General features: G+C 71.8%; 21 protein-coding genes. 17 read left to right on the forward strand and 4 right to left on the reverse strand.

All coding sequences use genetic code 11. The features are described from left to right. The first annotated feature begins 20 nt into the window (after positions 1 to 20). Together DVK44_RS06815 and DVK44_RS36265 are read left to right on the forward strand one after the other, a co-directional pair. Complete coding sequence (locus tag DVK44_RS06815) at positions 21 to 1,850, forward strand: phosphatidylglycerol lysyltransferase domain-containing protein (RefSeq protein WP_114658820.1); 1,830 nt, start codon at positions 21 to 23, stop codon at positions 1,848 to 1,850. A 44-nt stretch (positions 1,851 to 1,894) separates the two neighbouring features. Beyond that, the gene (locus DVK44_RS36265) at positions 1,895 to 2,545 is read left to right on the forward strand and encodes a hypothetical protein (RefSeq protein WP_181957614.1); all 651 of its coding nucleotides are present in this window, start codon (positions 1,895 to 1,897) and stop codon (positions 2,543 to 2,545) included. On the opposite strand, the gene DVK44_RS06825 is transcribed toward DVK44_RS36265, so the two are convergent. Further along, positions 2,509 to 3,249, reverse strand: coding sequence for a hypothetical protein (locus tag DVK44_RS06825; RefSeq protein WP_114658821.1), 741 nt, complete (start codon positions 3,247 to 3,249; stop codon positions 2,509 to 2,511). The genes DVK44_RS36265 and DVK44_RS06825 overlap by 37 nt on opposite strands. Positions 3,250 to 3,372: 123 nt before the next feature. Between DVK44_RS06825 and DVK44_RS06830 the strand changes: the two genes are divergently transcribed. The 8 genes from DVK44_RS06830 (at position 3,373) to DVK44_RS06870 (ending at position 14,904) form a co-directional block, all read left to right on the forward strand. After that, positions 3,373 to 4,146, forward strand: coding sequence for an adenosylcobinamide-GDP ribazoletransferase (locus tag DVK44_RS06830; protein WP_114658822.1), 774 nt, complete (start codon positions 3,373 to 3,375; stop codon positions 4,144 to 4,146). A 220-nt stretch (positions 4,147 to 4,366) separates the two neighbouring features. Further along, complete coding sequence (locus DVK44_RS06835) at positions 4,367 to 5,884, forward strand: leucyl aminopeptidase (protein WP_114658823.1); 1,518 nt, start codon at positions 4,367 to 4,369, stop codon at positions 5,882 to 5,884. A 399-nt stretch (positions 5,885 to 6,283) separates the two neighbouring features. Further along, positions 6,284 to 7,672 carry a dihydrolipoyl dehydrogenase gene (gene lpdA / locus DVK44_RS06845; protein ID WP_114658825.1) on the forward strand — a complete coding sequence of 463 codons (1,389 nt, stop codon included), beginning with the start codon at positions 6,284 to 6,286 and terminating at the stop codon, positions 7,670 to 7,672. Positions 7,673 to 7,729: 57 nt separating this feature from the next. Next, the gene (gene sucB, locus DVK44_RS06850; protein WP_114658826.1) at positions 7,730 to 9,529 is read left to right on the forward strand and encodes a 2-oxoglutarate dehydrogenase, E2 component, dihydrolipoamide succinyltransferase; all 1,800 of its coding nucleotides are present in this window, start codon (positions 7,730 to 7,732) and stop codon (positions 9,527 to 9,529) included. 121 nt (positions 9,530 to 9,650) lie between these two features. Further along, positions 9,651 to 10,274, forward strand: coding sequence for a GntR family transcriptional regulator (locus DVK44_RS06855; RefSeq protein ID WP_114658827.1), 624 nt, complete (start codon positions 9,651 to 9,653; stop codon positions 10,272 to 10,274). Between the two features lie 222 nt (positions 10,275 to 10,496). After that, entirely contained in the window at positions 10,497 to 13,166 is a 2,670-nt protein-coding gene (aceE, locus tag DVK44_RS06860; protein ID WP_114658828.1) for a pyruvate dehydrogenase (acetyl-transferring), homodimeric type, read from the forward strand. 135 nt (positions 13,167 to 13,301) lie between these two features. Next, positions 13,302 to 14,273 (forward strand): helix-turn-helix transcriptional regulator, encoded by a 972-nt coding sequence (locus DVK44_RS06865; protein ID WP_114658829.1) that lies wholly within the window; start codon positions 13,302 to 13,304, stop codon positions 14,271 to 14,273. A 97-nt stretch (positions 14,274 to 14,370) separates the two neighbouring features. Beyond that, positions 14,371 to 14,904, forward strand: coding sequence for a DUF4240 domain-containing protein (locus DVK44_RS06870; RefSeq protein WP_114658830.1), 534 nt, complete (start codon positions 14,371 to 14,373; stop codon positions 14,902 to 14,904). Between the two features lie 5 nt (positions 14,905 to 14,909). On the opposite strand, the gene DVK44_RS06875 is transcribed toward DVK44_RS06870, so the two are convergent. After that, positions 14,910 to 15,416 carry a GNAT family N-acetyltransferase gene (locus DVK44_RS06875; protein WP_114658831.1) on the reverse strand — a complete coding sequence of 169 codons (507 nt, stop codon included), beginning with the start codon at positions 15,414 to 15,416 and terminating at the stop codon, positions 14,910 to 14,912. A 35-nt stretch (positions 15,417 to 15,451) separates the two neighbouring features. Here DVK44_RS06875 and DVK44_RS06880 point away from each other — a divergent pair, with 35 nt between their 5' ends. Together DVK44_RS06880 and DVK44_RS06885 are read left to right on the forward strand one after the other, a co-directional pair. After that, positions 15,452 to 16,348 (forward strand): TIGR01777 family oxidoreductase, encoded by an 897-nt coding sequence (locus DVK44_RS06880; protein WP_114658832.1) that lies wholly within the window; start codon positions 15,452 to 15,454, stop codon positions 16,346 to 16,348. A 447-nt stretch (positions 16,349 to 16,795) separates the two neighbouring features. Then, a complete protein-coding gene (locus DVK44_RS06885; RefSeq protein ID WP_114664954.1) occupies positions 16,796 to 18,148 on the forward strand; it encodes an NAD(P)/FAD-dependent oxidoreductase in 1,353 nt (450 codons plus the stop codon). 122 nt (positions 18,149 to 18,270) lie between these two features. Here the strand turns inward: DVK44_RS06885 and DVK44_RS06890 are convergent, their stop codons facing one another. Next, positions 18,271 to 19,797 (reverse strand): regulator, encoded by a 1,527-nt coding sequence (locus DVK44_RS06890; RefSeq protein ID WP_114658833.1) that lies wholly within the window; start codon positions 19,795 to 19,797, stop codon positions 18,271 to 18,273. Positions 19,798 to 20,068: 271 nt separating this feature from the next. Here DVK44_RS06890 and lipB point away from each other — a divergent pair, with 271 nt between their 5' ends. From lipB to DVK44_RS06910, 4 genes are all read left to right on the forward strand, one after another. Beyond that, a complete protein-coding gene (lipB, locus tag DVK44_RS06895) occupies positions 20,069 to 20,893 on the forward strand; it encodes a lipoyl(octanoyl) transferase LipB (RefSeq protein WP_114658834.1) in 825 nt (274 codons plus the stop codon). Positions 20,894 to 21,018: 125 nt separating this feature from the next. Further along, positions 21,019 to 21,984: a lipoyl synthase gene (gene lipA, locus DVK44_RS06900; protein WP_114664955.1), complete on the forward strand. Its 966-nt coding sequence runs from the start codon at positions 21,019 to 21,021 to the stop codon at positions 21,982 to 21,984. Between the two features lie 375 nt (positions 21,985 to 22,359). Continuing rightward, entirely contained in the window at positions 22,360 to 22,596 is a 237-nt protein-coding gene (locus tag DVK44_RS06905) for an SCO2195 family GlnR-regulated protein (protein WP_114658835.1), read from the forward strand. Positions 22,597 to 22,606: 10 nt separating this feature from the next. Next, positions 22,607 to 23,305, forward strand: a complete 699-nt coding sequence (locus tag DVK44_RS06910; protein ID WP_114658836.1) for a DUF4191 domain-containing protein — start codon at positions 22,607 to 22,609, stop codon at positions 23,303 to 23,305. Between the two features lie 137 nt (positions 23,306 to 23,442). On the opposite strand, the gene DVK44_RS06915 is transcribed toward DVK44_RS06910, so the two are convergent. Then, a complete protein-coding gene (locus DVK44_RS06915; RefSeq protein ID WP_114658837.1) occupies positions 23,443 to 23,910 on the reverse strand; it encodes an RDD family protein in 468 nt (155 codons plus the stop codon). Between the two features lie 207 nt (positions 23,911 to 24,117). Between DVK44_RS06915 and glnA the strand changes: the two genes are divergently transcribed. Continuing rightward, positions 24,118 to 25,527 (forward strand): type I glutamate--ammonia ligase, encoded by a 1,410-nt coding sequence (gene glnA / locus DVK44_RS06920; RefSeq protein WP_114658838.1) that lies wholly within the window; start codon positions 24,118 to 24,120, stop codon positions 25,525 to 25,527. The last annotated feature ends 60 nt before the right edge of the window (positions 25,528 to 25,587 follow it).

Raw genomic sequence — 25,587 nt, forward strand, 5'->3', positions numbered from 1 at the left:
GCCCCATATGATCGTGTTTCATGGGAGATGTTCAGGTGCCTGCCGACCGACCGAGCCGGGGTCCCGCCCCGGTACAGGCCAGCGTTCCCGCCCGGGGTCCCGCCCCGGGCGGCAGCACGGTCCGTTCGCGGCGCTGCGCGGCGTTCGCCGTCTGGTATCTGCGCGCCGTCGCGTTCCTGAACTTCCTGGGCGCCGTCTGGGTCTCCTTCGGCCAGGACGTACGGCGGCACAACGTCAACAACTTCTTCACCCCGTACCTGCTCACGGCGGGCTTCGCGTCGGGCGCCTTCACGCTCTTCCTGGCGATCACCATGCGGCGCCGCAAGCGCGCGGCGTGGATCCTCAACATGGTCATGTCGGGGCTCTTCCTGCTGCTGCTCTGTCTGGTGATGCTCCTTCCGGAGATCCGGCACTATCCGCAGAACTGGGTCTCGTTCGCGCTGACGGCCGCCTTCGTGGCCGCGCTGGCGGCGGGCCGCCGGGAGTTCTACGCGAAGGGCGACCGGTCGAATCCGAAGCTGGCCGCCGCCGTGGCCGCCGGCGGGCTGCTGGCCGCCTCGCTGCTGGCCGGGCTGCTCGTCACGGTCACCAACACCGGGCACGGCGCCACGACCTTCCTGGAGCGCTGGCAGTACGGCGCGCTGCGGCTGATCTGGCTGACCGACAGCGACCGGTTCCCGCACATCTCCACGCCGGGCTGGGCCAATGTCTCCATCAACGTGCTCTCCACCCTGCTGCTGCTCGCCGTGCTGTACGCGGCCTTCCGCTCGCGCCGGGCGGTCGATCCGCTGACCGAGGAGGACGAGTCGCGGCTGCGCGTCCTGCTCGACAAGTACGGCGAGCGCGACTCCCTCGGCTACTTCGCGCTGCGCCGCGAGAAGAGCGCCATGTGGTCGCCGAGCGGCAAGTCCGCCGTCACCTACCGGGTGGTCGGCGGGGTCTCGCTGGCGTCCGGCGATCCGATCGGTGATCCGGAGGCGTGGCCGGGCGCGATCGACGCCTGGCTGGCCGAGGCCCGGGAGCACGGCTGGACGCCGGCCGTGATGGGCGCGAGCGAGGAGGCCGGCACGGTCTACGCCCGGCACGGCCTGGACGCGCTGGAGCTGGGGGACGAGGCGATCGTGGAGACCGCCGAGTTCACCCTGGAGGGGCGGGCGATGCGGACCGTGCGCCAGGCGTACAACCGGGTCGCGCGGGCCGGCTACCAGGTCCGGGTCCGGCGCCACGAGGACATCCCCGCCGACGAGATGGCGGAGCTGCTGCGCCGCGCCGACGACTGGCGCGACGGCGCGACGGAGCGCGGCTTCTCGATGGCGCTCGGCCGGCTGGGCGATCCGGACGACGGCCGCTGCGTGATGCTCGAATGCCGGGAGAACGGCCCGGAGGGACCCGGCACGGGCGAGCTGAAGGCCGTACTGAGCTTTGTGCCGTGGGGGCCCGAGGGGCTCTCGCTGGACCTGATGCGCCGCGACCGGGACAGCGAGAACGGCCTGATGGAGTTCATGGTCATCGAACTGCTCCAGCACGCGAAGGAGATCGGGATCACTCAGGTCTCGCTCAACTTCGCGATGTTCCGGTCCGTCTTCGAACGTGGCGCGAAACTGGGCGCGGGGCCGGTGCTCCGGCTGTGGCGTTCGCTGCTGAGCTTCTTCTCCCGCTGGTGGCAGATCGAGTCGCTCTACCGCGCCAACGCCAAGTACCGGCCGATCTGGGAGCCGCGGTTCATGCTGTTCGAGAAGAGTGCCGACCTGCTGCGCATCGGGGTCTCGGCGGGCCGCGCCGAGGGCTTCCTCGAAGCGCCGGGCCTGCCCCGGTGGCTGCACCGCCGACGGCTGGAGAGCCGCCGGTGAACGCTGCGCGACCGCGTGAGATCGCGCGCCGCGAATGGGGGCCGATGCTCAGGGCCGTACGGGCGGCGCTGTCCGAGCGAGGGGCGCGGGCCCTTCCGATAACGCTCACGGCGGTGTTCCTGACGGCTCTGCTCCAGTACGCGCAGAACCAGCCGTGGGGCTACCGGGCGGTGATGGACCTCGGCGCGGTACGGGCCGAGGACCCGCTCGTGGCGGCCCTGCTGCGGACGCCCCTGTCGCTGTGCGTACCGGCGCTCGATCTGCCGGTGTGGGGCGCGCTGGGGCAGATCCTGGTGGTGTTCGGGCTGGCGGAGATATGTCTGGGCCGGTGGCGGACGCTGCTGGTCGCGTACGTGGCGACGCTGGCCGGGACGCTCTACGCGCGGGTGGGCATCGCGCTCGGCCCGAAGTCCTTCATCGGGCTGCCCGCCTCGGACGCCGTGATCGTGGACACCGGCCCCTCGGCGGCGGTCGTGGGCCTCGGTGTCTTCCTGTGCTGGCGCTACCGCGCGTGGTGGACGGGCGGGGTGCTGGTGGCCGCGCTGGTCGTCGAGTGCGTCGTCAAGGACAACCTGGCGGGCCGGGAGCATCTGGCGGCGGTCGCGGCGGTGGCCGTGATCTGCGCCGTCCTCTCCCGCCGCCGGCGCGGCGGCGGCGGTCACTCGCCGTCGGGCGTGCCGCCGATCCAGTCCTGAATCCTGCGGCGGGGCCCGGCCCAGCGCCTGTCCCGCCGGTACACCCGCAGGGCCGCCCTGGCCCGCGCCCTGGGGCGGCGGCGGTAGAGATGACGGGCGTACGGGGACGACGGCCTGGCCAGCCGGATCGCGCCGACGAGCGCGACGAAGGGCACCAGGGTGCCGACCAGCGCCATCCGCAGCTTGCCCTTGAGCAGGGTGATGAGCACGAACACGAAGTTGACCAGCAGCGTCACGACGGCCGAGACCCGGCCCTGCTGCTCCTCCTGCGAGAGCGACCCTACGTCCAGCGGCGAGAAGCCGCTGAGCACGAGCAGCGCCAGCGCGGCGGCCAGGATGACGGCCTCCACGCTCTGCCGGCCCTGCTCGGTCCAGTAGACGTCGCTGAGGTGGAGGATCAGCGCGAACTCGTCCAGCACGAGCCCGGCGCCGATTCCGAAGATCACCGCGCAGACGGCGGCCCCGACGCCGTGCCGGCCGCTGCCCACGGCGCCGAACCCGCCGATCACGGTGAGGATCACCCCGGGCACCACATGGTGGATATGCACCCCGCCCGGCGCGATGTCGCGGAACGGCCCCTTCCCGGCGCGGATGAGCCGGGTGACCGTACGGGTCAGCAGGAAGGTCAGGACGAAGGAGGCGAGGGCGAGCAGGGTGGGGAGCTTGCCCGGTCCGACGATGTTCTGGTGAAACCAGTGGCCCATGCGGTCTGCTTCCGAGCGGCGGAATGCGTGCGATGCCAGATATCCGCCAATTTAGCGCCGCAGCCCCGCTCCTGGGTGCGTCCCGGTCCGGGCGCCGGGCGCCGCTCGTCGTAGGCTCGCGCGATGAGCACCATCGACGGCCCGCGCTTCGCGTTCGGCACCCTCACCGTGCTGCCCGTCCGGGTGACGCGCTGGGACCGTACCGCCGCCCGCGCCGGAATGCTGTGGGCGCCGGCCGCCGGGCTGGTCGTGGGCGGTGCGGCGGCGGTCGTCGGCGGGCTGTTCCTGCTCGCGGGCGCGGCCCCGCTCCTCGCGGCCGTCGCCGCCGTCGCCGTGCCCGCCGTCCTCACCCGCGGACTGCACCTCGACGGGCTCGCCGACACGGCGGACGGCCTGGGCAGCGGCCGGCCGGCCGAGGACGCGCTGCGGATCATGAAGCGGTCGGACATCGGGCCGTTCGGGGTGGTCACCCTGCTGCTGGTGCTGCTCGGCCAGACCGCCGCGGTGGCCGCGCTGTACGAGACGGGCTGGGCGCGCGGCACGGCCGCCGTCGTCCTGTCCGGGGTCACCGCCCGGATCGCGCTCACCCTGGCCTGCCGTACGGGCGTCCCGCCGGCCCGGCCCGACGGTCTGGGCGCCGCGGTGGCCGGCACCGTGTCCGTACGGGCCGCGGCGCTCGTCGCGGTGCTCGCCTGCGCGGCCGGCGCGGCGGCCGGGGCGCCCTTCGGCCCGGCCGGCGCGGTCCACCACGCGCTGGCCGTCCTCGCCGCGCTGGTCTGCGCGCACGCGCTGCTGCGGCACTGCGTGCGCCGCTTCGGCGGGGTCACCGGCGATGTCTTCGGCGCGCTCGCGGAGACCGCGGCGACCGCCGTCGTGGTCGTGCTCACATTTGGCTGACAAGATCATCAGCGGGTGAGGCGGCACGGGGCGCGCAAACACGGAAAAGGCGCCCACCGAACCGTGAACCGCCGCCCCGGTGAGCGACGTATATCACTCAGCGTAGGCTCGATCCCGCCACGGACCGCGTCTGTGGCCGTCCGGTCGTTACGATGCGGCGGGCTCGGTCGGCCCACCCCTCGACCGCCAAAGAACTCTACGGAAGCGAGATTTCACCACCGTGACTGCTCTCACTCTCAGCACCTCCAGCGCGGCGACGCTGCGCGCCGACGCGATCGTCGTCGGCGTCGCGAAGGGCACCAAGGGGCCGGTGGCGGCACCGGGCTCCGAGGCCGTGGACCAGGCGTTCGACGGCAAGCTCGCCACCGTCCTGGAGACCCTCGGCGCCTCCGGGGCCGAGGGCGAGGTGACGAAGCTGCCCTCCCCGGCCGGGCTCAAGGCCCCGGTCGTCCTCGCGGTCGGGCTCGGTTCCGTACCGGACAAGGACGAGACGTACGGCGCCGAGACGCTGCGCCGCGCCGCCGGGTCCGCCGCGCGCGCCCTCTCGGGCGTGAAGAAGGCCGCGTTCGCGCTGCCCGTCGAGGCGACCGTGGACGTCGAGGCGATCGCCGAGGGCGCCCTCCTCGGCGCGTACGCCTTCACGGCGTACCAGGGCGGCGGCAAGAAGGCGAAGAAGGGCGAGGGCCCCAAGCAGCCCCTCGCCGAGGTCGCCCTGCTCGGCGCCAAGCCGCGCGACAAGGCCCACAAGGCCGCGGCCGACCGCGCGATCGCGCTGGCCGAGGAGGTCAACCGCGCCCGTGACCTCGTCAACACCCCGCCGAACGACCTCAACCCCGAGTCCTTCGCCGCCGTGGCCACCGCCGCCGGCAAGGAGAACGGCATCAAGGTGCAGGTCCTCGACGAGAAGGCGCTCGCCAAGGGCGGCTACGGCGGCATCCTCGGCGTCGGCCAGGGCTCGGAGAACCCGCCGCGCCTGGTCAAGCTCGCCTACACGCACCCGGACGCGGTCAAGACCCTCGCCCTGGTCGGCAAGGGCATCACCTACGACTCGGGCGGCATCTCGCTGAAGCCCGCCGGTCACAACGAGACCATGAAGTGCGACATGGCCGGCGCCGCCGCGGTGTTCGCCGCGGTCGTGACCGCCGCCCGGCTCGGCCTGCGCGTCAACGTCACCGGCTGGCTCGCCCTCGCCGAGAACATGCCGTCGGGCTCCGCCACCCGCCCGGGTGACGTCCTGCACATGTACAGCGGCAAGACCGTCGAGGTCCTCAACACCGACGCCGAGGGCCGCCTCGTCCTCGCCGACGCCCTCACCCGCGCCTCGGAGGAGGCCCCGGACGCGATCGTCGACGTGGCCACCCTCACCGGCGCGATGGTGCTGGCGCTGGGCAACCGTACGTTCGGCATCATGGCGAACGACGACGCGTTCCGTACCTCCCTGCACGAGATCGCGGAGGAGGCGGGCGAGGCGTCCTGGCCGATGCCCCTCCCCTCCGACCTGCGCAAGGGCATGGACTCCCCGACGGCCGACCTGGCCAACATGGGCGAGCGGATGGGCGGCGGCCTGGTCGCCGGCCTCTTCCTGAAGGAGTTCGTCGGCGAGGGCATCACCTGGGCCCACCTCGACATCGCGGGCCCGGCCTTCCACGAGGGCGCGCCGTACGGCTACACCCCGAAGGGCGGCACGGGCTCGTCGATCCGGACGCTGGTAAAGCTCGCGGAGCGTTTCGCGGCGTAGCCGGGGCCGTCCCGGGCGCGGGCGCGTCTGTCCCGTGCCGGGGGCCGGGGCACTCCGGAGGCGCATCCCCGGATGCATGATTTACGCCGCGTGCGGCATATCGGCCGACTGCACGCGCATACAGCGGCACAAATCACGCTCTACATCCGGGGACGTCACCTCCTGCGACCCCGGCCCCCTCCCGCCGGTGGTCACGGCCTTGCCCGGGGTGGTGCGGATGAGGGGCGGCCGGGGCGTTGTGCCCCTGGACACCCCCGACCCCGTCCCACCCCGGCGCGTGCAAAGATGGGTAACCGGCAGGACAGGGCCCCCACCACAGGGCCGAAGACATAGCGGCCGAAGACAAGCCGCCGCCCGGTCAGCGGACCGCGCCCGGCGCACATGCATGGAGGACGTGACGTGGCGAACGACGCCAGCACCGTTTTCGACCTAGTGATCCTCGGCGGCGGTAGCGGCGGTTACGCCGCGGCGCTGCGCGGAGCGCAGCTGGGCCTGGACGTCGCACTGATCGAGAAGAACAAGCTGGGCGGCACCTGCCTGCACAACGGCTGCATCCCCACCAAGGCCCTGCTGCACGCGGGCGAGGTCGCCGACCAGGCGCGCGAGAGCGCGCAGTTCGGTGTCAAGGCCACGTTCGAGGGCATCGACATCGCGGGTGTGCACAAGTACAAGGACGAGGTCGTCTCGGGCCTGTACAAGGGCCTCCAAGGGCTCGTCGCCTCGCGCAAGGTGACGTACATCGAGGGCGAGGGCCGGCTGTCGTCGCCGACGTCCGTGGATGTGAACGGGCAGCGGGTCCAGGGCCGTCATGTCCTCCTCGCGACCGGTTCCGTACCGAAGTCGCTGCCGGGTCTGGTGATCGACGGCGACCGGATCATCTCGTCCGACCACGCGCTGACGCTGAACCGCGTCCCGGAGTCCGCGATCATCCTGGGCGGCGGCGTCATCGGCGTCGAGTTCGCCTCGGCGTGGAAGTCCTTCGGTACGGACGTGACGATCGTCGAGGGTCTCAAGCACCTCGCGCCGCTGGAGGACGAGAACAGCTCCAAGCTGCTGGAGCGCGCCTTCCGCAAGCGCGGTATCAAGTTCAACCTCGGCACGTTCTTCGACAAGGCCGAGTACACGGAGACCGGCGTCCGCGTGACGCTGGCCGACGGCAAGACCTTCGAGGCGGAGGTGCTGCTGGTCGCGATCGGCCGCGGCCCGGTCTCGCAGGGGCTCGGTTACGAGGAGCAGGGTGTCGCGCTCGACCGCGGTTATGTGGTCGTCGACGAGTACATGCGGACGAACGTGGAGACGATCTCCGCCGTCGGTGACCTCGTCCCGACCCTCCAGCTCGCGCATGTCGGCTTCGCCGAGGGCATCCTCGTCGCCGAGCGGCTGGCCGGTCTGAAGACCGTGCCGATCGACTACGACGGCGTGCCCCGGGTGACGTACTGCCACCCCGAGGTCGCCTCCGTCGGTATCACCGAGGCGAAGGCCAAGGAGATCTACGGCGCGGACAAGGTCGTCGCCCTCAAGTACAACCTCGCGGGCAACGGCAAGAGCAAGATCCTCAAGACCGCCGGCGAGATCAAGCTCGTCCAGGTGAAGGACGGCGCCGTGGTCGGCGTCCACATGGTCGGTGACCGTATGGGCGAGCAGGTCGGCGAAGCACAGCTGATCTACAACTGGGAGGCTCTGCCGGCCGAGGTCGCGCAGCTCATCCACGCCCACCCGACCCAGAACGAGGCGCTCGGCGAGGCCCACCTGGCCCTGGCCGGCAAGCCCCTCCACTCCCACGACTGATGCTTCAGTCCGGGCGCGACGACCACTTCCGCACATCTGTTAGGAGCAACTGAAACCATGGCGGTTTCCGTAACCCTGCCGGCGCTCGGCGAGAGCGTCACCGAGGGCACTGTCACCCGCTGGCTGAAGGCCGAGGGCGAGCGCGTCGAGGCCGACGAGCCATTGCTGGAGGTCTCCACCGACAAGGTCGACACCGAGATCCCGGCGCCCGTCGCCGGTGTCCTGGCGTCCATCAAGGTGGCCGAGGACGAGACCGTCGAGGTCGGCGCCGAGCTGGCGATCATCGACGACGGTACGGGGGCCCCGGCCGCCGCGCCGGCTCCCGTCGCCGAGCCCACCCCTGCCCCGGCTCCGGCCCCGGCCCCGGTCGCCGAGGCCCCCGCGGCTCCGGCGCCCGTCGCCGAGCCCGCGCCCGCCGCCGCTGCCGCCGCTCCGGCGGGTGGCGCCTCCGGTACCGATGTCACGCTGCCCGCGCTGGGCGAGTCGGTCACCGAGGGCACCGTCACCCGCTGGCTGAAGGAGGTCGGCGAGGAGGTCGCGGAGGACGAGCCGCTGCTTGAGGTCTCCACCGACAAGGTCGACACCGAGATCCCCGCCCCGGTCGCCGGTGTGCTGCTGGAGATCGTGGTCGGCGAGGACGAGACCGCCGAGGTCGGCGCCAAGCTCGCCGTCATCGGCGCTCCGGGCGCGGCTCCGGCCGCTCCGGCCCCCGCCGCCCCGGCGGCTCCCGCGCCCGCCCCGGCTCCGGCCCCCGCGCCGGCCCCGGTGGCCCCCGCGCCCGCTCCGGCCCCGGTGGCCGCCGCTCCGGCGCCCGCGCCGGTGGCTCCGGCCGCGCCCGCCCCCGTACCGGCGCCCGCTCCGGCCGCTCCGGCTCCGGTCACCCCGGCGCCCGCGCCGGCCGCGACCGCCGGTGACGACGGCGCGTATGTCACGCCGCTGGTCCGGAAGCTCGCGTCGGAGAACGCGATCGACCTGAGCGCGGTCAAGGGCACCGGCGTCGGTGGCCGGATCCGCAAGCAGGACGTCATCGCCGCCGCGGAGGCCGCCAAGGCCGCCGCCGCCAAGGCGCAGGCCCCGGCCGCCGCGCCCGCTCCCGCCGCCGCGTCGAAGGCGCCGAAGCTGGAGGCGTCCCCGCTGCGCGGGCAGACCGTCAAGATGACCCGTATGCGCAAGGTCATCGGCGAGAACATGATGAAGGCGCTGCACACGCAGGCCCAGCTGACCTCCGTGGTCGAGGTGGACATCACCAAGCTGATGCGGCTGCGCGCGCAGGCGAAGGACTCCTTCGCCGCCCGTGAGGGCGTCAAGCTGTCCCCGATGCCGTTCTTCGTCAAGGCGGCGGCCCAGGCGCTGAAGGCCCACCCGGTCATCAACGCCCGGATCAACGAGGACGAGGGCACCATCACGTACTTCGACTCGGAGAACATCGGCATCGCCGTGGACTCCGAGAAGGGTCTGATGACGCCGGTCATCAAGGGCGCGGGCGATCTGAACATCGCCGGTATCTCCAAGAAGACCGCCGAGCTGGCCGCCGCCGTCCGGGCGAGCAAGATCACCCCGGACGACCTGGCCGGCGCGACCTTCACCATCAGCAACACCGGTTCGCGCGGCGCGCTGTTCGACACGGTCATCGTGCCGCCGAACCAGGTCGCCATCCTGGGCATCGGTGCCACCGTCAAGCGTCCCGTGGTCATCAACCACCCGGACCTCGGCGAGACCATCGCGGTGCGCGACATGACGTACCTGGCGCTCTCCTACGACCACCGTCTGGTGGACGGCGCCGACGCCGCCCGCTACCTGACCGCGGTCAAGGCGATCCTCGAAGCGGGCGAGTTCGAGGTCGAACTCGGCCTGTAGGGCTGATCCACCACGCCCTAGGGGCGCTGTACGGCAACGACGCCCCCGCCCGGAATCTCCTCCGGGCGGGGGCGTCGCCGTATCGTTGTCCATCGACCGCTGATCCCCGAGGAGCCCCTTCATGACCGCGCCCGTCGTCCACTCGCTGCGCGAACAGATCCGCGAGCACATCGTGGAGGGGATCGTCAGCGGGCGCTGGAAGCCGGGCGAGCGCATCGTCGAGCGGCGGATCGCGACCGAGCTGGAGGTCAGCCAGACCCCCGTACGGGAGGCGCTGCGCGAGCTGGAGAGCCTGCGGCTGATCGAATCGGCACCGAACAAGGGCGTACGGGTACGGAATCTGACCGCGGCCGATCTGGAGGAGAGCTATCCGGTCCGGGCCGGGCTGGAGCAGATCGCGGCCGAGCTGGCGGCCGAGCGGCTCGCCGCCGACTGCTCGGCGCTGGAGCCGCATGTCACCGCGCTGTACACGGCGGACCGGCTGGCCGACGGCACGGCGCAGGTGCGGCACACGGTGGGCTTCCACCGGGAGCTGGTGCGGGCGGCCGGGAACGGGGTGCTGCTGCACACCTGGGAGGGGCTCGGCATCGAGGTCTTCACGGCGCTGTCGATCCGCTGGCTCGGGACCGTACAGAAGTCGTACGCGGAGGAGCACCAGGAGCTGGTCGAGGCGTTCCGACGGCGGGACCCGGCCATTGGCGCACTGGTGAAGGACCATGTGCTCGGATGCGCACCGCGCGCCTGATTCGACCCTGTATGTCATGAATTTTCGAGCGTCACTCGGTGCCCACTATCACGGCACGGGATGCCAATTCCTTGAGTTCGAGAAGTTTTGCCGTTCAACCCTTTGATCGATCATCGATCAACGACTTACAGTCGACGACGGGCTGCACCCAGCCCGTCGCCCTGTCCTGCCAGACAAGGCCATCTCTCCACCCCCCTCCAGTCAGTCCGGAAGGCGGCGACCATGCCCGACCCCGTAGGCAAACTCCCGAGCGAGCTGGACCAGCTCCCGGACCGTGACACCGAGGAGACCGCCGAATGGGCGGCCTCCCTCGACGCCGTCACCGAACACGCGGGGCCCCACCGGGCCGCGTACCTGATGCGTCGTACCCTCCAGCACGCGGGATCGGCCGGGGTCCCGGTGCCGGCGCTGCTGGAGACCGATTATGTGAACACCATCCCCACCTCCGCCGAGCCCGTCTTCGACGGCGATGTGGAGATGGAGTCCCGGATCACCGCCTGGAACCGCTGGAACGCGGCGGCGATGGTCACCCGCGGCGCCCGCTACGGCGTCGGCGGTCATATCGCCACCTTCGCGTCGGCCGCCTGGCTGTACGAGACGGGCTTCAACCACTTCTTCCGCGGCAAGGAGGGGGACGGCTCCGGCGACCAGCTCTACATCCAGGGCCACGCCTCCCCCGGCATCTACGCCCGCGCCTTCCTCGACGGCCGGCTCACCGAGACCGACCTCGACCACTTCCGCCAGGAGTCCGGCGGCAAGGGCCTGCCCTCGTACCCGCACCCGCGCCGGCTGCCCTGGCTCTGGGAGTTCCCGACCGTCTCGATGGGTCTGGGCCCGCTCTCCGCGATCTACCAGGCGCGCTTCAACCGCTATCTGACCAACCGCTCCATCAAGGACACCGCCAACTCGCACGTCTGGGCGTTCCTGGGCGACGGCGAGATGGACGAGCCCGAGTCGACGGCGGCCCTCGCCCTCGCCTCCCGTGAGCAGCTCGACAATCTGACCTTCGTCATCAACTGCAACCTCCAGCGGCTCGACGGTCCCGTCCGCGCCAACTTCAAGATCGTGCAGGAGCTGGAGGCCCAGTTCCGCGGCGCGGGCTGGAATGTCGTCAAGTCGCTGTGGGGCTCCGCCTGGGACGAGCTGTTCGCGCTGGACACCACGGGCGCGCTGGTACGCCGGCTGCGCCAGGTCCCGGACGCCCAGTTCCAGACGTACGCGACCCGTGATGTCGCCTACATCCGCCAGCACTTCTTCGGCGTCGACCCGGCGCTGATCGAGCTGGCGAAGCTGCTGCCCGACGCGAAGATCGCCGAGTGTTTCTTCACCTCGCGCGGTGGCCACGAGGCCCGCAAGGTGTACGCGGCGTACCGTGCGGCGCTCGCCCACAAGGGCGCGCCGACCGTGATCCTCGCGCAGACGGTGAAGGGCTACACGCTCGGCGCCGGCTTCGAGTCGCGCAACGCCAACCACCAGATGAAGAAGCTCTCCGGCGAGCAGTTCCGCGCCATGCGCGACCTGCTGGACCTGCCGATCCCGGACTCCAAGCTGGACGAGAGCCTCGTCCCGTACGGCCACCCGGGCGCCGACTCCCCCGAGGTCCGCTACCTCCAGGAGCGCCGCGCCGAGCTGGGCGGTCCCGCGCCGGCCCGCCGGGTGCACGCGGTGGCGCTGCCCGAGGCGCCCGACAAGCCGTTCCAGGCGGTCTACAAGGGCTCCGGCAAGCAGTCCGTGGCGACGACCATGGCGTTCGTCCGTCTGATGAAGGACCTGATGCGGGACAAGGAGACCGGCAAGCGCTGGGTCCCCATCGTCCCGGACGAGGCGCGCACCTTCGGTATGGAGGCGCTGTTCCCGTCGGCCGGTATCTACTCGCCGCTGGGGCAGACGTACGACCCGGTCGACCGCGACCAGATCATGTACTACAAGGAGGCCAAGGACGGCCAGATCCTCAACGAGGGGATCACCGAGGCCGGCTCCATGGCCGACTTCATCGCCGCCGCCACGTCGTACGCGACGCACGGCGAGACGATGATCCCGTTCTACATCTTCTACTCGATGTTCGGCTGGCAGCGCACGGGCGACCAGATGTGGCAGCTCGCCGACCAGCTCGGCAAGGGCTTCATCGTCGGCGCCACGGCCGGCCGTACGACCCTGACGGGTGAGGGCCTCCAGCACGCGGACGGCCACTCGCACCTGATCGCGTCCACCAACCCGGCGTCGCTCAACTACGACCCGGCGTTCGCGTACGAGATCGCGGTGATCGTCAAGGACGGTCTGCGGCGGATGTACGGGCCCACGCCCGAGGATGTCTTCTACTACCTGACGGTCTACAACGAGCCGATGCCGCAGCCCGCGATGCCCGAGGGCGTCGAGGAGGGCATCCTCAAGGGCCTGTACCGCTTCAAGGAGGGCACCCCGGCCGCCGCCGACGCCCCCCGTACCCAGCTGCTGGCGTCCGGTACGGCGATCCACTGGGCCCTGGCGGCTCAGGAGCTGCTCGCCGCCGACTGGGGCGTGACGGCCGACGTCTGGTCCGCCACCTCCTGGACCGAGCTGCGCCGGGACGCGCTGGAGGCCGACGCGGCGCTGCTCCGCGGCGAGCAGCGGGTGCCGTACGTGACGCGCGCGCTGTCCGGCGCGCCGGGTCCGGTGCTCGCGGTCAGCGACTGGATGCGGCAGGTGCCGGACCAGATCAGCCAGTGGGTCGAGCAGGACTACACCTCGCTCGGTACGGACGGCTTCGGCCTCTCCGACACCCGCGACGCGGCCCGCCGGCACTTCGGTGTCGACGCGCAGTCGATCGTGCTGGCGGCGCTGGCGCAGCTGGCCCGCCGGGGCGAGGTCAAGCCGGAGCAGGTCGCGGAGGCCCGGGCGCGCTACGGTCTCTGACCGTTTTTGACGGTCTTTGACTGTCTTTGGACCATCTCCCGACGGTCTACTGACGGTCTCTGACGGCGCATGTGTATATAGCAGGTTGGGGAGCCCCTGTCACTCGGTGTCAGGGGCTCCCTGCATGATGGATATATGCGTGCTGCCCGGCTCATCAAGATGGTGCTCCTGCTCCAGTCCAGACCCTCCATGACCGCGGGCGAACTGGCCCGTGAACTCGAAGTCTCCGAACGGACCATCACCCGCGACGCGCAGGCCCTCTCCGAGGCCGGGGTGCCGGTGTACGCGGACCGGGGCCGGACCGGCGGCTACCGGCTGATCGGCGGCTACCGCACCCGGCTGACCGGGCTGGCGCGCGGCGAGGCCGAGGCGCTGTTCCTGTCCGGGGTGCCGGGCGCGCTGCGCGAGATGGGGCTCGACGATGTCTCCTCGGCGGCCCGGCTGAAGGTCTCGGCGGCGCTGCTGCCGTCGCTGCGGGACGCGTCGGACACGGCGGCGCAGCGCTTCCATCTGGACGCGCCCGGCTGGTACCAGGAGCCCAGGACGCCCGAGCTGCTGCCGGTGGTCGCCGAGGCGGTCTGGGGCGACCGGCTGCTCTCGGCGCGCTACCGGCGCCGGGACGCCGAGGTGGAACGGCGGCTGGCACCGTACGGCCTGGTCCTGAAGGCGGGGGTCTGGTACCTGTGCGCCTCCGTCTGCGCCGAGAAGGCTTTCCGGGTGTACCGGATCGACCGGTTCACCGCGGCGGAGCCCTTGCAGGAACGTTTTTCTCGGCTGGAGTCCTTTGACCTCCCCGCTTTCTGGGACGAGCGCGCCGCCGAGTTCGCCCGCTCGCTGCTGTGCGCGGAGGTCGTCGTACGGCTCACCGCCGAGGGCGCGCGCAGACTCCCGCAGGTCGCGGACCGGGTGGCCGCGTACGAGGCCCTGGCGGCGGCGGCGCCGGACGCGGCGGGTCTGCTGACGGTCACCCTGCCGGTGGAGTCCCTGGACGTGGCGTACGACCAGCTGCTCGCGCTGGGCCCGGAGGCCGAGATCCTCGAACCGGCCTCGCTGCGAATCCGCTTCGCGGAGACGGCGGACCGGATGCGGGGACTGTACGACACATGACGGCGCCCTCTCCGGCCCTCCCCCTCACCCTCCTCTCAGCGGCGAAACAGCGGCTCCGCGTGCGCGGCCCCGCGCCAAGCACGATGCTTGACCCGTGATGGACGAGACGGAGTTCTGGGAGATCGTCGACAGCACCCGCGAGGCCGCCGGCGGCGACCCCGTGGACCATGCCGATGTGCTGGTCGAGCGGCTCCTCCAGCTCGACCCCGACTCCGTACTGGACTTCGCGCGGCACTTCGAGGCCCGCTACAACCGCGCGTACCACTGGGACCTGTGGGGCGCGGCGGCGGTGCTGCTCGGCGGCGCGAGCGACGACGCCTTCGACTACTTCCGCTGCTGGCTCATCGGCCAGGGCCGGGAGATCTTCGAGGGCGCGCTGCACGACCCGGACAGCCTCGCCGAGCTGCTGGACGACTTCGACGAACGGGTCGACGGCGACGGCGAGGAGCTGGGCTACGCGGCGGACGAGGCGTACGAGCAGCTGACCGGCGTCGTCGCCCCCGCCCTCGGCATCCCGCCCCAGCCCGCCGAGCCGACGGGCGCCCCGCTCGACTTCGAGAGCGACGCGGCGCTCGCGGAGCGCTTCCCGAGGCTGTGGGAGCGCTTCGGCCCGGAGATCGGCCCCACATGACCCGCTCAGGTCAGCGGAAGCGCCATGGACACATCGTCCACATACACGCCGTCGAGCAGGAACTCCTCGCGCGCGACGCCCTCCACCACGAACCCCTCCGACGCGTAGAGCCGCCGCGCGGCCGTGTTGTGCCCCAGCACACGCAGCGTCAGCCGGCGCGCCCCCTGGTTGCGCGCGTGCAGCGCCCCGGCGCGCAGCAGCGCACGGCCCACCCCGCGCCCGCGCGCCCACTCCTGGACGGCCAGGCCCTGTATCTGCCGTACGTGCGCGTTGCTGACGAGCGGCGAGGGCCTGCCGATCCGGATGTACCCGGCGAGCGCCTCCTCGCCCCCGCCGTCCACCGCCTCGGCCACCAGGAACTGTTCCGGCGGATGCCGCGCGTCGAAGAACGGCCCGTACGGAACCTCCGGCCGCGGCGTCACCGCGTGCAGCGTCGACCACACCGCGCGGTCGACCAGGTTCAGCGCCTCGTCGTCGGAGCGGGCTGCCGGGCGAATCCGCGGGACGTCCATGCCGCAACTGTGCCACGGGGCGCGGGAGAGGCAGGATGGAACCCATGAGGATCGCGGTCACCGGTTCCACCGGGCTCATCGGTACGGCGCTTGTGCGCTCCCTGCGCGCGGACGGTCACGAGGTGGTCCGTCTGGTCAGACACCCGGCCCGGGAGGCCGACGAGATGACCTGGGACCCCGAGCGCCAGAGCATCGACGCCCGCGCCCTCAACGGCTGCGACGCCGTCGTCCACCTCGCCGGCGCGGGCATCGCGGGCCGGCGCTGGAGCGACGCGTACAAGAAGCGCATCCGCGACAGCCGGCTCCTCGGCACCGCCACGATCGCCGACGCCATCGCCTCCCTGGACACCCCGCCCCGGGTCTTCGTCTCCGGCTCCGCCATCGGCTTCTACGGCTACCAGGGCGACCGCGAACTGGACGAGGGCGCGCCTCCCGGCGACGGCTTCCTGCCCTCCCTCTGCGTCGAGTGGGAGGAGGCCGCCCTCGCCGCGGAAGAAGCCGGCGTACGCACCGTCCTCGCCCGCACCGGCCTGGTCGTCTCGGCGGCGGGCGGCGCCTGGGGCAAGCTCTTCCCGCTCTTCCGCGCGGGCCTGGGCGGACGGCTCGGCGACGGCCACCAGTACTGGTCCTTCATCTCCCTCCACGACGAGGTGGCCGCCCTGCGCCACCTCATCGACACGGACACCCTGGAGGGCCCGGTCAACCTCACCGCGCCCCACCCGGTCACCAACCGCGAGGTCACCACCGCGATGTCCCAAGTCCTCCACCGCCCCGCCCTCTTCCCGGTCCCGGCACCGGCGCTGCGCCTGGTCCTGGGCGACCTGGCGGCCGACATCACCGGCAGCCAACGAGTCCTCCCGAAACGCCTCTTGGACTCCGGATTCACCTTCGCCTTCCCAACGGTGGCCGAGGCGGTACGAGCAGCCGCGTAGCGGCGGTTATTGGCCGGCGCCCGCCCCGGGACGTCTGGGCGCCGGCCGTCCACCGGCGGGAGGGGGCCGGGGTCGCAGGAGGTGACGTCCCCGGATGTAGAGCGTGATTTGTGCCGCTGTACGGCCCGCAGTCGGCCGATATGCCGCACGCGGCGTTCGGGGGTCCGGGGGTGTCCCCCGGGAAAGCACAGCATGCATCCGGGGATGCGCCTCCGGAGTGCCCCGGCCCCCGGCACCGGGACAACCGGGCCCAGCCCAAACCGACGCCCAGACCACGGCCCCCCAGCCGGGAGGCGCGACCGCCCCCCATGCATCGGTGACCCCCGCCGCGCGCGTACGCCCCGCCCCCCTTAGGTCCCTAGTCTCGGGCTCGACTCGGACGTTCCGGGGGCTCGCCCCCGGCCTAGCCGCGCCGACCTCGGGGAGGGGCACGTGCTCAGCACCGCCATGAACGGCGCGCCAAACGCGCCGAGCGCGCCAAGCGCGCATCACGCGGACGTCGTCATCATCGGCGCCGGCATCGCGGGCCTGTCCACGGCCCATCACCTGACCAGCGCCGGCGTAACAGTCGCCGTCCTGGAGGCCGCCCCTTACGTCGGTGGGCGGATGGCGACCGACGAGGTGGACGGTTTCCGGCTGGACCGCGGGGGGCGTCCGCTCATCACCTCGTACCCCGAGCTGCTGCGGACGCCGGGGCTGGAAGGCGCCGCGGTGCGGATGTTCGCGCCGGGCGTCCTCGTGCACAGTGACGGACGCAACTACCGCACCGGTGCCGTCGGAAGCACCCGGAGCGCACGGAGCGCACTGACCGTGGCGCGCGCCCTCGCGAGCGCCCCCCGCCCGCCGCTCGGCGGGGCCGGTGGCGCGCTCGACCAGGCACGGCTGAGCGCCGCGCTGGGCCGGCTCGCGGCGACGCCGACGGACCGGCTGCTGGCCCGGCCGGAACGTACCGCGCGGGAGGCGCTCGCGGCGCGCGGGCTGCCGGCCCGTACGGTCAGCGGCTTCGTCCGGCCGCTGCTGTCCGCGCTGCTCTGCGACCCGGAGCTGACCACGTCGAGCCGGTGCGCGGATCTCGCGCTGCGCGCGTTCGCGCGGGGGCGGCTGTTCGTCACCGCGGGCGGCGCCGCGACGCTGCCCGAGCTGCTGGCGCGGACGCTGCCGCCGGGCACGGTCCGTACGGGGGTGTGTGTGACGGACGCGTCGATCAACAACGTCACGACCAAGGAGCACGGCGAGATCGGCTGCCGTTCGCTCGTCCTGGCGACCGGCGCGCGGGCGGCGGCCGAGTTACTGCCGGGGCTGCGCGTGCCGGACTTCCACGCGGTGACGGTGCTGCACCACACCGCGCCGACGCCCCCGTTGACGGATCCGCTGCTGCTGCTGGACGCCGACCGGGGCGGCCCCGTCGCGCACACGGCGGTGATGAGCGCGGTCGATCCGTCGCGCGCGCCGCGCGACCGGGTGCTGATCTCGTCGGCGGTGCTGGGCACCCCGCCCCCGGCGGCCGAGCTGGACCGTACGGTCCGGGCGCATCTCGCGCGGCTGTACGGGACGCCGACGGACGACTGGGAGCTGCTGGCGGTCCATCACGACCCGGAGGCGGTGCCCGCCATGTCGCCGCCGCACGATCTGCGCCGGGCGGTCCGGCTGCTGTCCGGGCTGTATGTGTGCGGCGATCACCGGGACACGAACACGGTGCAGGGGGCGCTCTTCTCGGGCCGCCGCGCCGCCCACGCGGTCCTGCGCGATCTGGGCGTACGCCCGGCGCGCGAACAGGCGTCGCTGTCCGCCGTGGCCTGACGTCCCGGGCCGCGACCACAACCACGGCCGCGGCCACGACAACGGCCACGGCGAGCACCCAAGTCTCCGGTCCCGTCCGGGCGTCGACCTACCCCGGGCGGGACCGGCTCAAGCCACACCCGTCAGCCGAGCGCCGCGACCCGCTCGCGGTAGCCCCGTACGGCCGCCGCGTCGCGGTACGGCTCCAGCCGCCGTTCGAAGTCGCGTACGTACTCGACGGCGCGCGCGGAGCGCATCTCCGCGGCCTGCTGCGCCGCCTCCGCGCCCAGCAGGCACGCCTGGTCCAGCTCGCCGAGGCCCAGGCGCCCGCAGGCCAGCACCACACGGCAGAAGAGGCGGCTGCGCGCGAAGGCGGGCGCGCGGAGTTGGAGGGAGCGCTCGGCGTGCTGCACGCACGCGCGGTGCTGCCCGAGATCGCGGTGGCAGTGCCCGAACTCGTCCGCGAGCTGCGCCTCGTCGAAGAGGCGCGCCCAGCGCGGCACGTCGTCGCCCGGCCGCGCCGCCTCCAGGGAACGCTCGGCGCGCACCAGCGACGACTGGCACGCGCGCGTGTCGAGCAGTACGCCGTGCCCGCGGGCCTCGGCGGCGTGCAGCAGCGCCTGGACGGCCGGGGGCGCGGAGGCCCCGATGCCCTGCTGGGCGACGCGCGCGAGCTGGACGGCCTCCCGGCCGTGGCCGAGGTAGACGGCCTGGCGGCTCATGGTGATCAGTACGTACGAGCCGTACGCGCGGTCCCCGGCCGCCTGGGCGAGCCGCAGCGCCTGGACGAAGTAGCGCTGGGCGAGGCCGTGCGCGGCGATGTCGTACGAGGTCCAGCCGGCCAGCCGGGTCAGCTCGGCGGCGGCGCCGAAGAGCCGGCGCCCGGTGGTCTCGCCGTAGACGCCGCGCAGCATCGGTTCGGCCTCGTGTTCCAGATAGCGGATGAGGGCCTGCCGGGCGTGGCCGCCGCCGTACGCGTCGTCGAGGGTGCGGAAGAGGTCGCCGACGGAGCGCAGGGCCTCGACGTCGCCGGGGGTGACCTTCTGGCCGACGGAGCGCTCGGTGCGCTGCCGGGGGACGACGGGAGGGCCGGCCGAGAGGGCCGGGACGGCGGCTGAGAGGGCGGCGGAGGGCCCGGGGTGGCCGGGGACCGTCCCCGGCGCCGTACGGCCCTGGACGGGCACGCGCACGGCGCCGCGGGCGGCGGCGAGAGCGGGGTGGCCGACGCGTTCGTCGGGGCGGCCGATCAGCCAGTCCCGGCTGGGCACGACCAGCCCCGCCGGGGTGAACGCGATCTTGCGCAGTTCGCTGTGGCTGCCGGAGTCCTTGCGCCAGAGGCCACCGACGATATCGACGGCCTCCTCGGGGCTGGACGCGAATTCGAGACCCGCGTAGACGGGCGCGCAGGCGTCGAGGCCCAGGTCCTGCGCGGAGAGCCGGCGGCCGAGCCGCCGGGTGAAGACCTCGGCGATCAGTGCGGGGGTCGTGCCGCGTGGCTGCTGGCCGCGCAGCCAGCGCGTCACCGACGTCTTGTCGTACCGCAGGTCGAGGCCGTGCTCCAGGCCGAGCTGGTCCACCCGGCGGGCGAGCCCCGCGTTGGAGAATCCGGCTTCTGCGATGAGCGCGGCGAGCTGGCGGTTGGGGATGCGCTGCGGAGGTCGTTCCGACATCAGCTGTACGGTCTCCTGCCTTCCGGGCCCGGAAGCAGCCCTCATGGAACGGCGCGAATTTAGTAGCCACAACCGCCTCTGCCACCAACTTCGCCCCACATTCATCCGATCGTGTGAGGATCGCTGGCGCTGCCTGACCCCTGTATGACCGGTGGCCGGACAGGAGCTATGCCACACACACCTGCCCGGCCGGTCGCGGCGGTGCCGCCGTACAGTGGCAGGGGCGCTTCCGGTGCCCGTGAAGTCTTCAGGGAGTCAGGGAGGCACTGGCGTGAGTGAGCTGCGGTACATCCATCTGGGGTTCGGCGCGGAAGCCGTCGAGTACCAGGAGGCATGGCAGGAGCAGCGCCGGGTGCACGCGGCCCGCTTCGCCGACGAGATCCCGGACACCTGTCTGCTGCTGGAGCACCCGCCGGTCTACACGGCCGGACGGCGCACGGTGGAGAGCGAACGGCCGCTGGACGGCACCCCGGTCGTGGACGTGGACCGCGGCGGGAAGATCACCTGGCACGGCCCCGGCCAGCTGGTGGGCTATCCGATCCTCAAGCTGCCGCGTCCCGTCGATGTCGTCGCGCATGTCCGCCGGCTCGAAGAGGCCATGATCCGTACGGTCGCGGACTTCGGTCTGGCGACCACCCGGGTCGAGGGCCGCAGCGGGGTGTGGGTGCTCGGCGACCCGGTCGAGGACCGGCCGGGGGCGGGCGGTGGCCTCACGCTGGACTTCGATCCCCGGGTCGCGGACGAGGAGTTCGACCCGCGGCTGAACGGCCCGGAGTACGCGCCCTCGAACGCCGGCCAGCGCCGGGAGGACCGTAAGCTCGCGCAGATCGGGATCCGGGTGGCGAAGGGGGTCACGATGCACGGCTTCGCCATGAACGTGAACCCGGACAACACCTGGTTCGACCGGATCGTGCCGTGCGGCATCCGCGACGCGGGCGTCACCTCGCTCGCGTACGAGCTGGGCCGTGACATCGGCGTCCGGGAGGTCGTGCCCGTACTGGAGAAACACCTGCGGGAGGTGCTGGCGGCGGCGGAGCCGAGGCCGCGTGAGATCGACCGCGGGGTCGAGCGCGATCGTGAGCGGGCGAACGCTTAGCCCGCACGGGGGAATGCGCCCCATCGGCCACGGGTTGGCCAGACGTAATGCCACGTAATTAACGGGCGTAACCTGGTGTTCGCCGAAGAATCGAATGCCGCGCCAGCAGAGAAGAGGTGCCGGACGTGTCCGCTGTCGCACCCGACGGACGCAAGATGCTGCGTCTGGAGGTCCGGAACAGCCAGACCCCCATCGAGCGCAAGCCCGAGTGGATCAAGACCCGGGCGAAAATGGGCCCCGAGTACCAGCAGCTCCAGAAGCTCGTGAAGAGCGAGGGGCTGCACACGGTCTGCCAGGAGGCCGGCTGTCCCAACATCTTCGAGTGCTGGGAGGACCGCGAGGCGACCTTCCTCATCGGCGGTGACCAGTGCACGCGGCGTTGCGACTTCTGCCAGATCGACACGGGCAAGCCCGAGGCCCTGGACCGTGACGAGCCGCGCCGGGTGGGCGAGTCCGTCGTCACGATGGACCTGAACTACGCCACGATCACCGGCGTCGCCCGCGACGACCTGGCCGACGGCGGTGCCTGGCTGTACGCGGAGACCGTGCGCCAGATCCACGCGCAGACGGCGGGGCGCGAGGCGGGCGGCACCAAGGTCGAGCTGCTGGTCCCCGACTTCAACGCCGTGCCGGAGAACCTGGCCGAGGTCTTCTCCTCGCGTCCCGAGGTGCTCGCGCACAATGTCGAGACGGTGCCGCGGATCTTCAAGCGGATCCGCCCCGGGTTCCGGTACGAGCGCTCCCTCGAAGTGATCACCCGCGCCCGTGAGGCGGGGCTGGTCACGAAGTCCAATCTGATCCTGGGCATGGGCGAGACGCGCGAGGAGGTCAGCGAGGCGCTGGTGGATCTGCACGCGGCGGGCTGCGAGCTGATCACGATCACGCAGTATCTGCGGCCCTCGGTACGGCACCACCCGGTCGAGCGCTGGGTGAAGCCGAACGAGTTCGTGGAGCTGAAGGACGAGGCCGACGCGATCGGCTTCTCGGGCGTGATGTCGGGACCGCTGGTGCGTTCGTCGTACCGCGCGGGCCGGCTGTACCAGCAGGCGATCGAGCGGCGCGGCGCGGCGGTGGCGAGCCAGGCGGTCTGACCGGTGGGCCGGCCGACGCTCTTCCTGTGCAGCAGCGCTGTGTGAATCCGGTCACGAGTGGCTACCTCTGAGTAACTCGCGGCATCGACGCGGCCCGTACGCTCCCCCGCAGGCCGGGGCGGGGGTACGGGCCGCGCCCGTGTTTCCGGGGGGCATGACCGTACGCGTAGCAGGGTTTCATTCGCGTTTGACCGGTCGGTCACGCCCTGGTAACACCGGGGAGTGACCCTGGACCCACGCACCGCGCACACGCGCTCTTGCCTTCACCTCTCCGAGGGGACCGCCACCATGCAGGCCGCGCCGGCACGACGCATAGACCGAACCACAGGCCGTACCACCGGCGGGACAGCGGGCCGTACCGCGGGCAGCGGGACGATGGGCCGGATCCTTCCCGCCGCGCCCGCCCTGCCCGCGATTCCCGCGATCCCCGCCCTGCCGTCCCTCTCCGTGGCCCTGCGCGCGATGGAGTCCCTCCTGCTGAGCGGCGGCCAGCGCACGGCGCGCCGCAACGCCTGGACGGCCGTCCTGGAGGACCGCCGCCGGGCCAAGGACCGGGTCGAGACGGAGCACGTTCTGGAGGCGGTGTCGGAGGCCCCTTCCCGCGCCACGTAAACTTCCAGTTATGGCGAGGAAGGAAAACGCAGACACTACTGCGAACCCGGGGCGACTGAAGCAGATCGCCCTTACCTACAAGATGACCCGGAAAGCCGACTCGAAAGTCGGACTTGTCCTCGCGGGTGTGGGAATCGTCACCTTCGGTGTCTTCCTCGCGATCGGTTTCTTGATCAACCACCCCATCTATCTGGGCATCCTGGGTTTCATCCTGGCGTTCCTCGCGATGGCGATCGTTTTCGGCCGCCGTGCCGAGCGGGCCGCCTTCGGTCAGATGGAGGGCCAGCCGGGCGCCGCCGCGGCTGTGCTGGACAACGTGGGCCGTGGCTGGACCACGACGCCCGCGGTCGCGATGAACCGCAGCCAGGACGTCGTCCACCGGGCCGTCGGCAAGGCGGGCATCGTGCTGGTCGGCGAGGGCAACCCGAACCGGGTGAAGAGCCTGCTCGCCGCCGAGAAGAAGCGGATGGCGCGGATCGTCGTCGATGTGCCGGTGCACGACATCATCGTGGGCGACGGCGAGGGCCAGGTCCCGCTCAAGAAGGTCCGTACGACCATGCTGAAGCTGCCGCGCGTGCTGGCGGGCCCGCAGGTGACGGCGGCGAACGACCGGCTGCGGGCGATGGGCGACCTGATGAGCAATATGCCGCTGCCGAAGGGGCCCATGCCCAAGGGGATGCGGATGCCGCGCGGCGGCAAGATGCGCTGACGTCCGAACGCCGACGCGAACGCTGACGTCCGAACGTAATCGAGGGTGGCCGGTAACCGTACGACGGTTACCGGCCACCCTCACCGATTTCAGGGACGCTGATCTCGGGGACGCGTCAGGCAGGCGTGCGACGCGTGTCAGCTGCGCACCTGTACGGCCCGGGCGAGCCGGTCGTGGAGGCCGCGTCCGTCGCGGTCCCAGACGAGCGCCGGGATGGCCAGGCAGAGCAGCGCCGTACGGACGAGGACGCGGCCGGGGCCGATCCGTCCGCCGTTCTCGGCGATGACCCGGAGGCCGAAGAGGCGCTTGCCGGGGGTGAAGCCGACCGTACCGACGGTGAGCACGCTGAGTACGAACAGGACGCCCAGCGCCCAGTTGCCCGATGCCTGCCAGTTACCGCCGGAGAGCAGCCCGTATGCGATCAGCATGCAGAGCGCCCAGTCGGTGAACAGTGCGCCGAAACGCCGGCCGAGGGGGGCGACGGAGCCGGGTCCGTGCTCCGGCAGACCGAGCCGTTCACCCCGATAGCCGAAGTCGACGCCCATCTCCTCGGCCGCCGCGCGCGGTCCGGAGAGCCACGATCCCACTGCTTGCCTTTTGTCCACCCGTACACGGTACTGCGGCGGGGTTCGCGCCCGGGTGCGGGGGCGTCGTGCGCCTGGCGCGGAAGGCGGCTGGTTAACTTCGGCGAAACAAATGGGTCATGCTGGAGAAATCCCGGAAACCTAAGGTCGGGTCCAGCGTGTGCCACCGCACTGGCCGCACGACCGATAGCCCCCGCCCCACCTCGGGTCGGGAGGAGGAGGAGCTGGATGTTCCAGAACGCCGACGACGCCAAGAAGTTCATCGCGGACGAGGACGTGAAGTTCGTAGACGTCCGCTTCTGCGACCTGCCTGGTGTCATGCAGCACTTCACGATCCCGGCGAAGGCGTTCGACCCGGACGAGGAGCTGGCCTTCGACGGCTCGTCGATCCGCGGCTTCCAGGCCATCCACGAGTCGGACATGGCGCTGCGCGCGGACCTCTCGACGGCCAGGGTCGACCCCTTCCGCCGCGACAAGACCGTGAACATCAACTTCTTCATCCACGACCCGATCACGGGCGAGCAGTACAGCCGCGACCCGCGCAACATCGCCAAGAAGGCGGAGGCGTACCTCGCCTCCACCGGCATCGCGGACACCGCGTACTTCGGCCCGGAGGCCGAGTTCTACGTCTTCGACAGCGTGCGTTTCAACACCACCGCGAACGAGGGCTTCTACCACATCGACTCCGAGGCCGGCGCCTGGAACACCGGCGCGGTCGAGGACAACCGCGGCTACAAGGTCCGCTACAAGGGCGGCTACTTCCCGGCCCCGCCGGTCGACCACTTCGCCGACCTGCGCGCCGAGATCTCCCTGGAGCTGGAGGCGTCCGGCCTCCAGGTCGAGCGCCAGCACCACGAGGTGGGCACCGCCGGCCAGGCCGAGATCAACTACAAGTTCAACACGCTGCTCGCCGCGGCCGACGACCTGATGCTCTTCAAGTACATCGTGAAGAACGTCGCCTGGCGCAACGGCAAGACCGCGACCTTCATGCCCAAGCCGATCTTCGGTGACAACGGCTCCGGCATGCACGTCCACCAGTCGCTGTGGCAGGGCGGCGTCCCGCTCTTCTACGACGAGCAGGGCTACGCGGGCCTCTCGGACACCGCCCGCTACTACATCGGCGGCATCCTCAAGCACGCCCCGTCGCTGCTGGCCTTCACGAACCCGACGGTGAACTCGTACCACCGCCTGGTGCCGGGCTTCGAGGCGCCGGTCAACATGGTCTACTCGCAGCGCAACCGCTCCGCCGCGATGCGTATCCCGATCACGGGCTCGAACCCGAAGGCCAAGCGCGTCGAGTTCCGCGCCCCGGACCCGTCCTCCAACCCGTACCTGGCCTTCTCGGCCCTCCTCCTCGCGGGCCTCGACGGCATCAAGAACAAGATCGAGCCGGCCGAGCCGATCGACAAGGACCTCTACGAGCTGGCCCCGGAGGAGCACGCCGGCGTCCCCCAGGTCCCGACCTCCCTCCCGGCCGTCCTGGAAGCCCTTGAGTCGGACAACGAGTACCTCCAGGCGGGCGGCGTCTTCACGTCGGACCTGATCGAGACCTGGATCGACTACAAGCGCACCAAGGAAATCGCCCCCATCCAGCTCCGCCCGCACCCGCACGAGTTCGAGCTGTACTTCGACATCTAAGAGGCGCGGGGAGCGGTCGCTCCCCCACCCGGCACATTCTGCGCGGCGAGGCCGCCGTCC

Source organism: Streptomyces paludis (assembly GCF_003344965.1).
Classification (GTDB): domain Bacteria; phylum Actinomycetota; class Actinomycetes; order Streptomycetales; family Streptomycetaceae; genus Streptomyces; species Streptomyces paludis.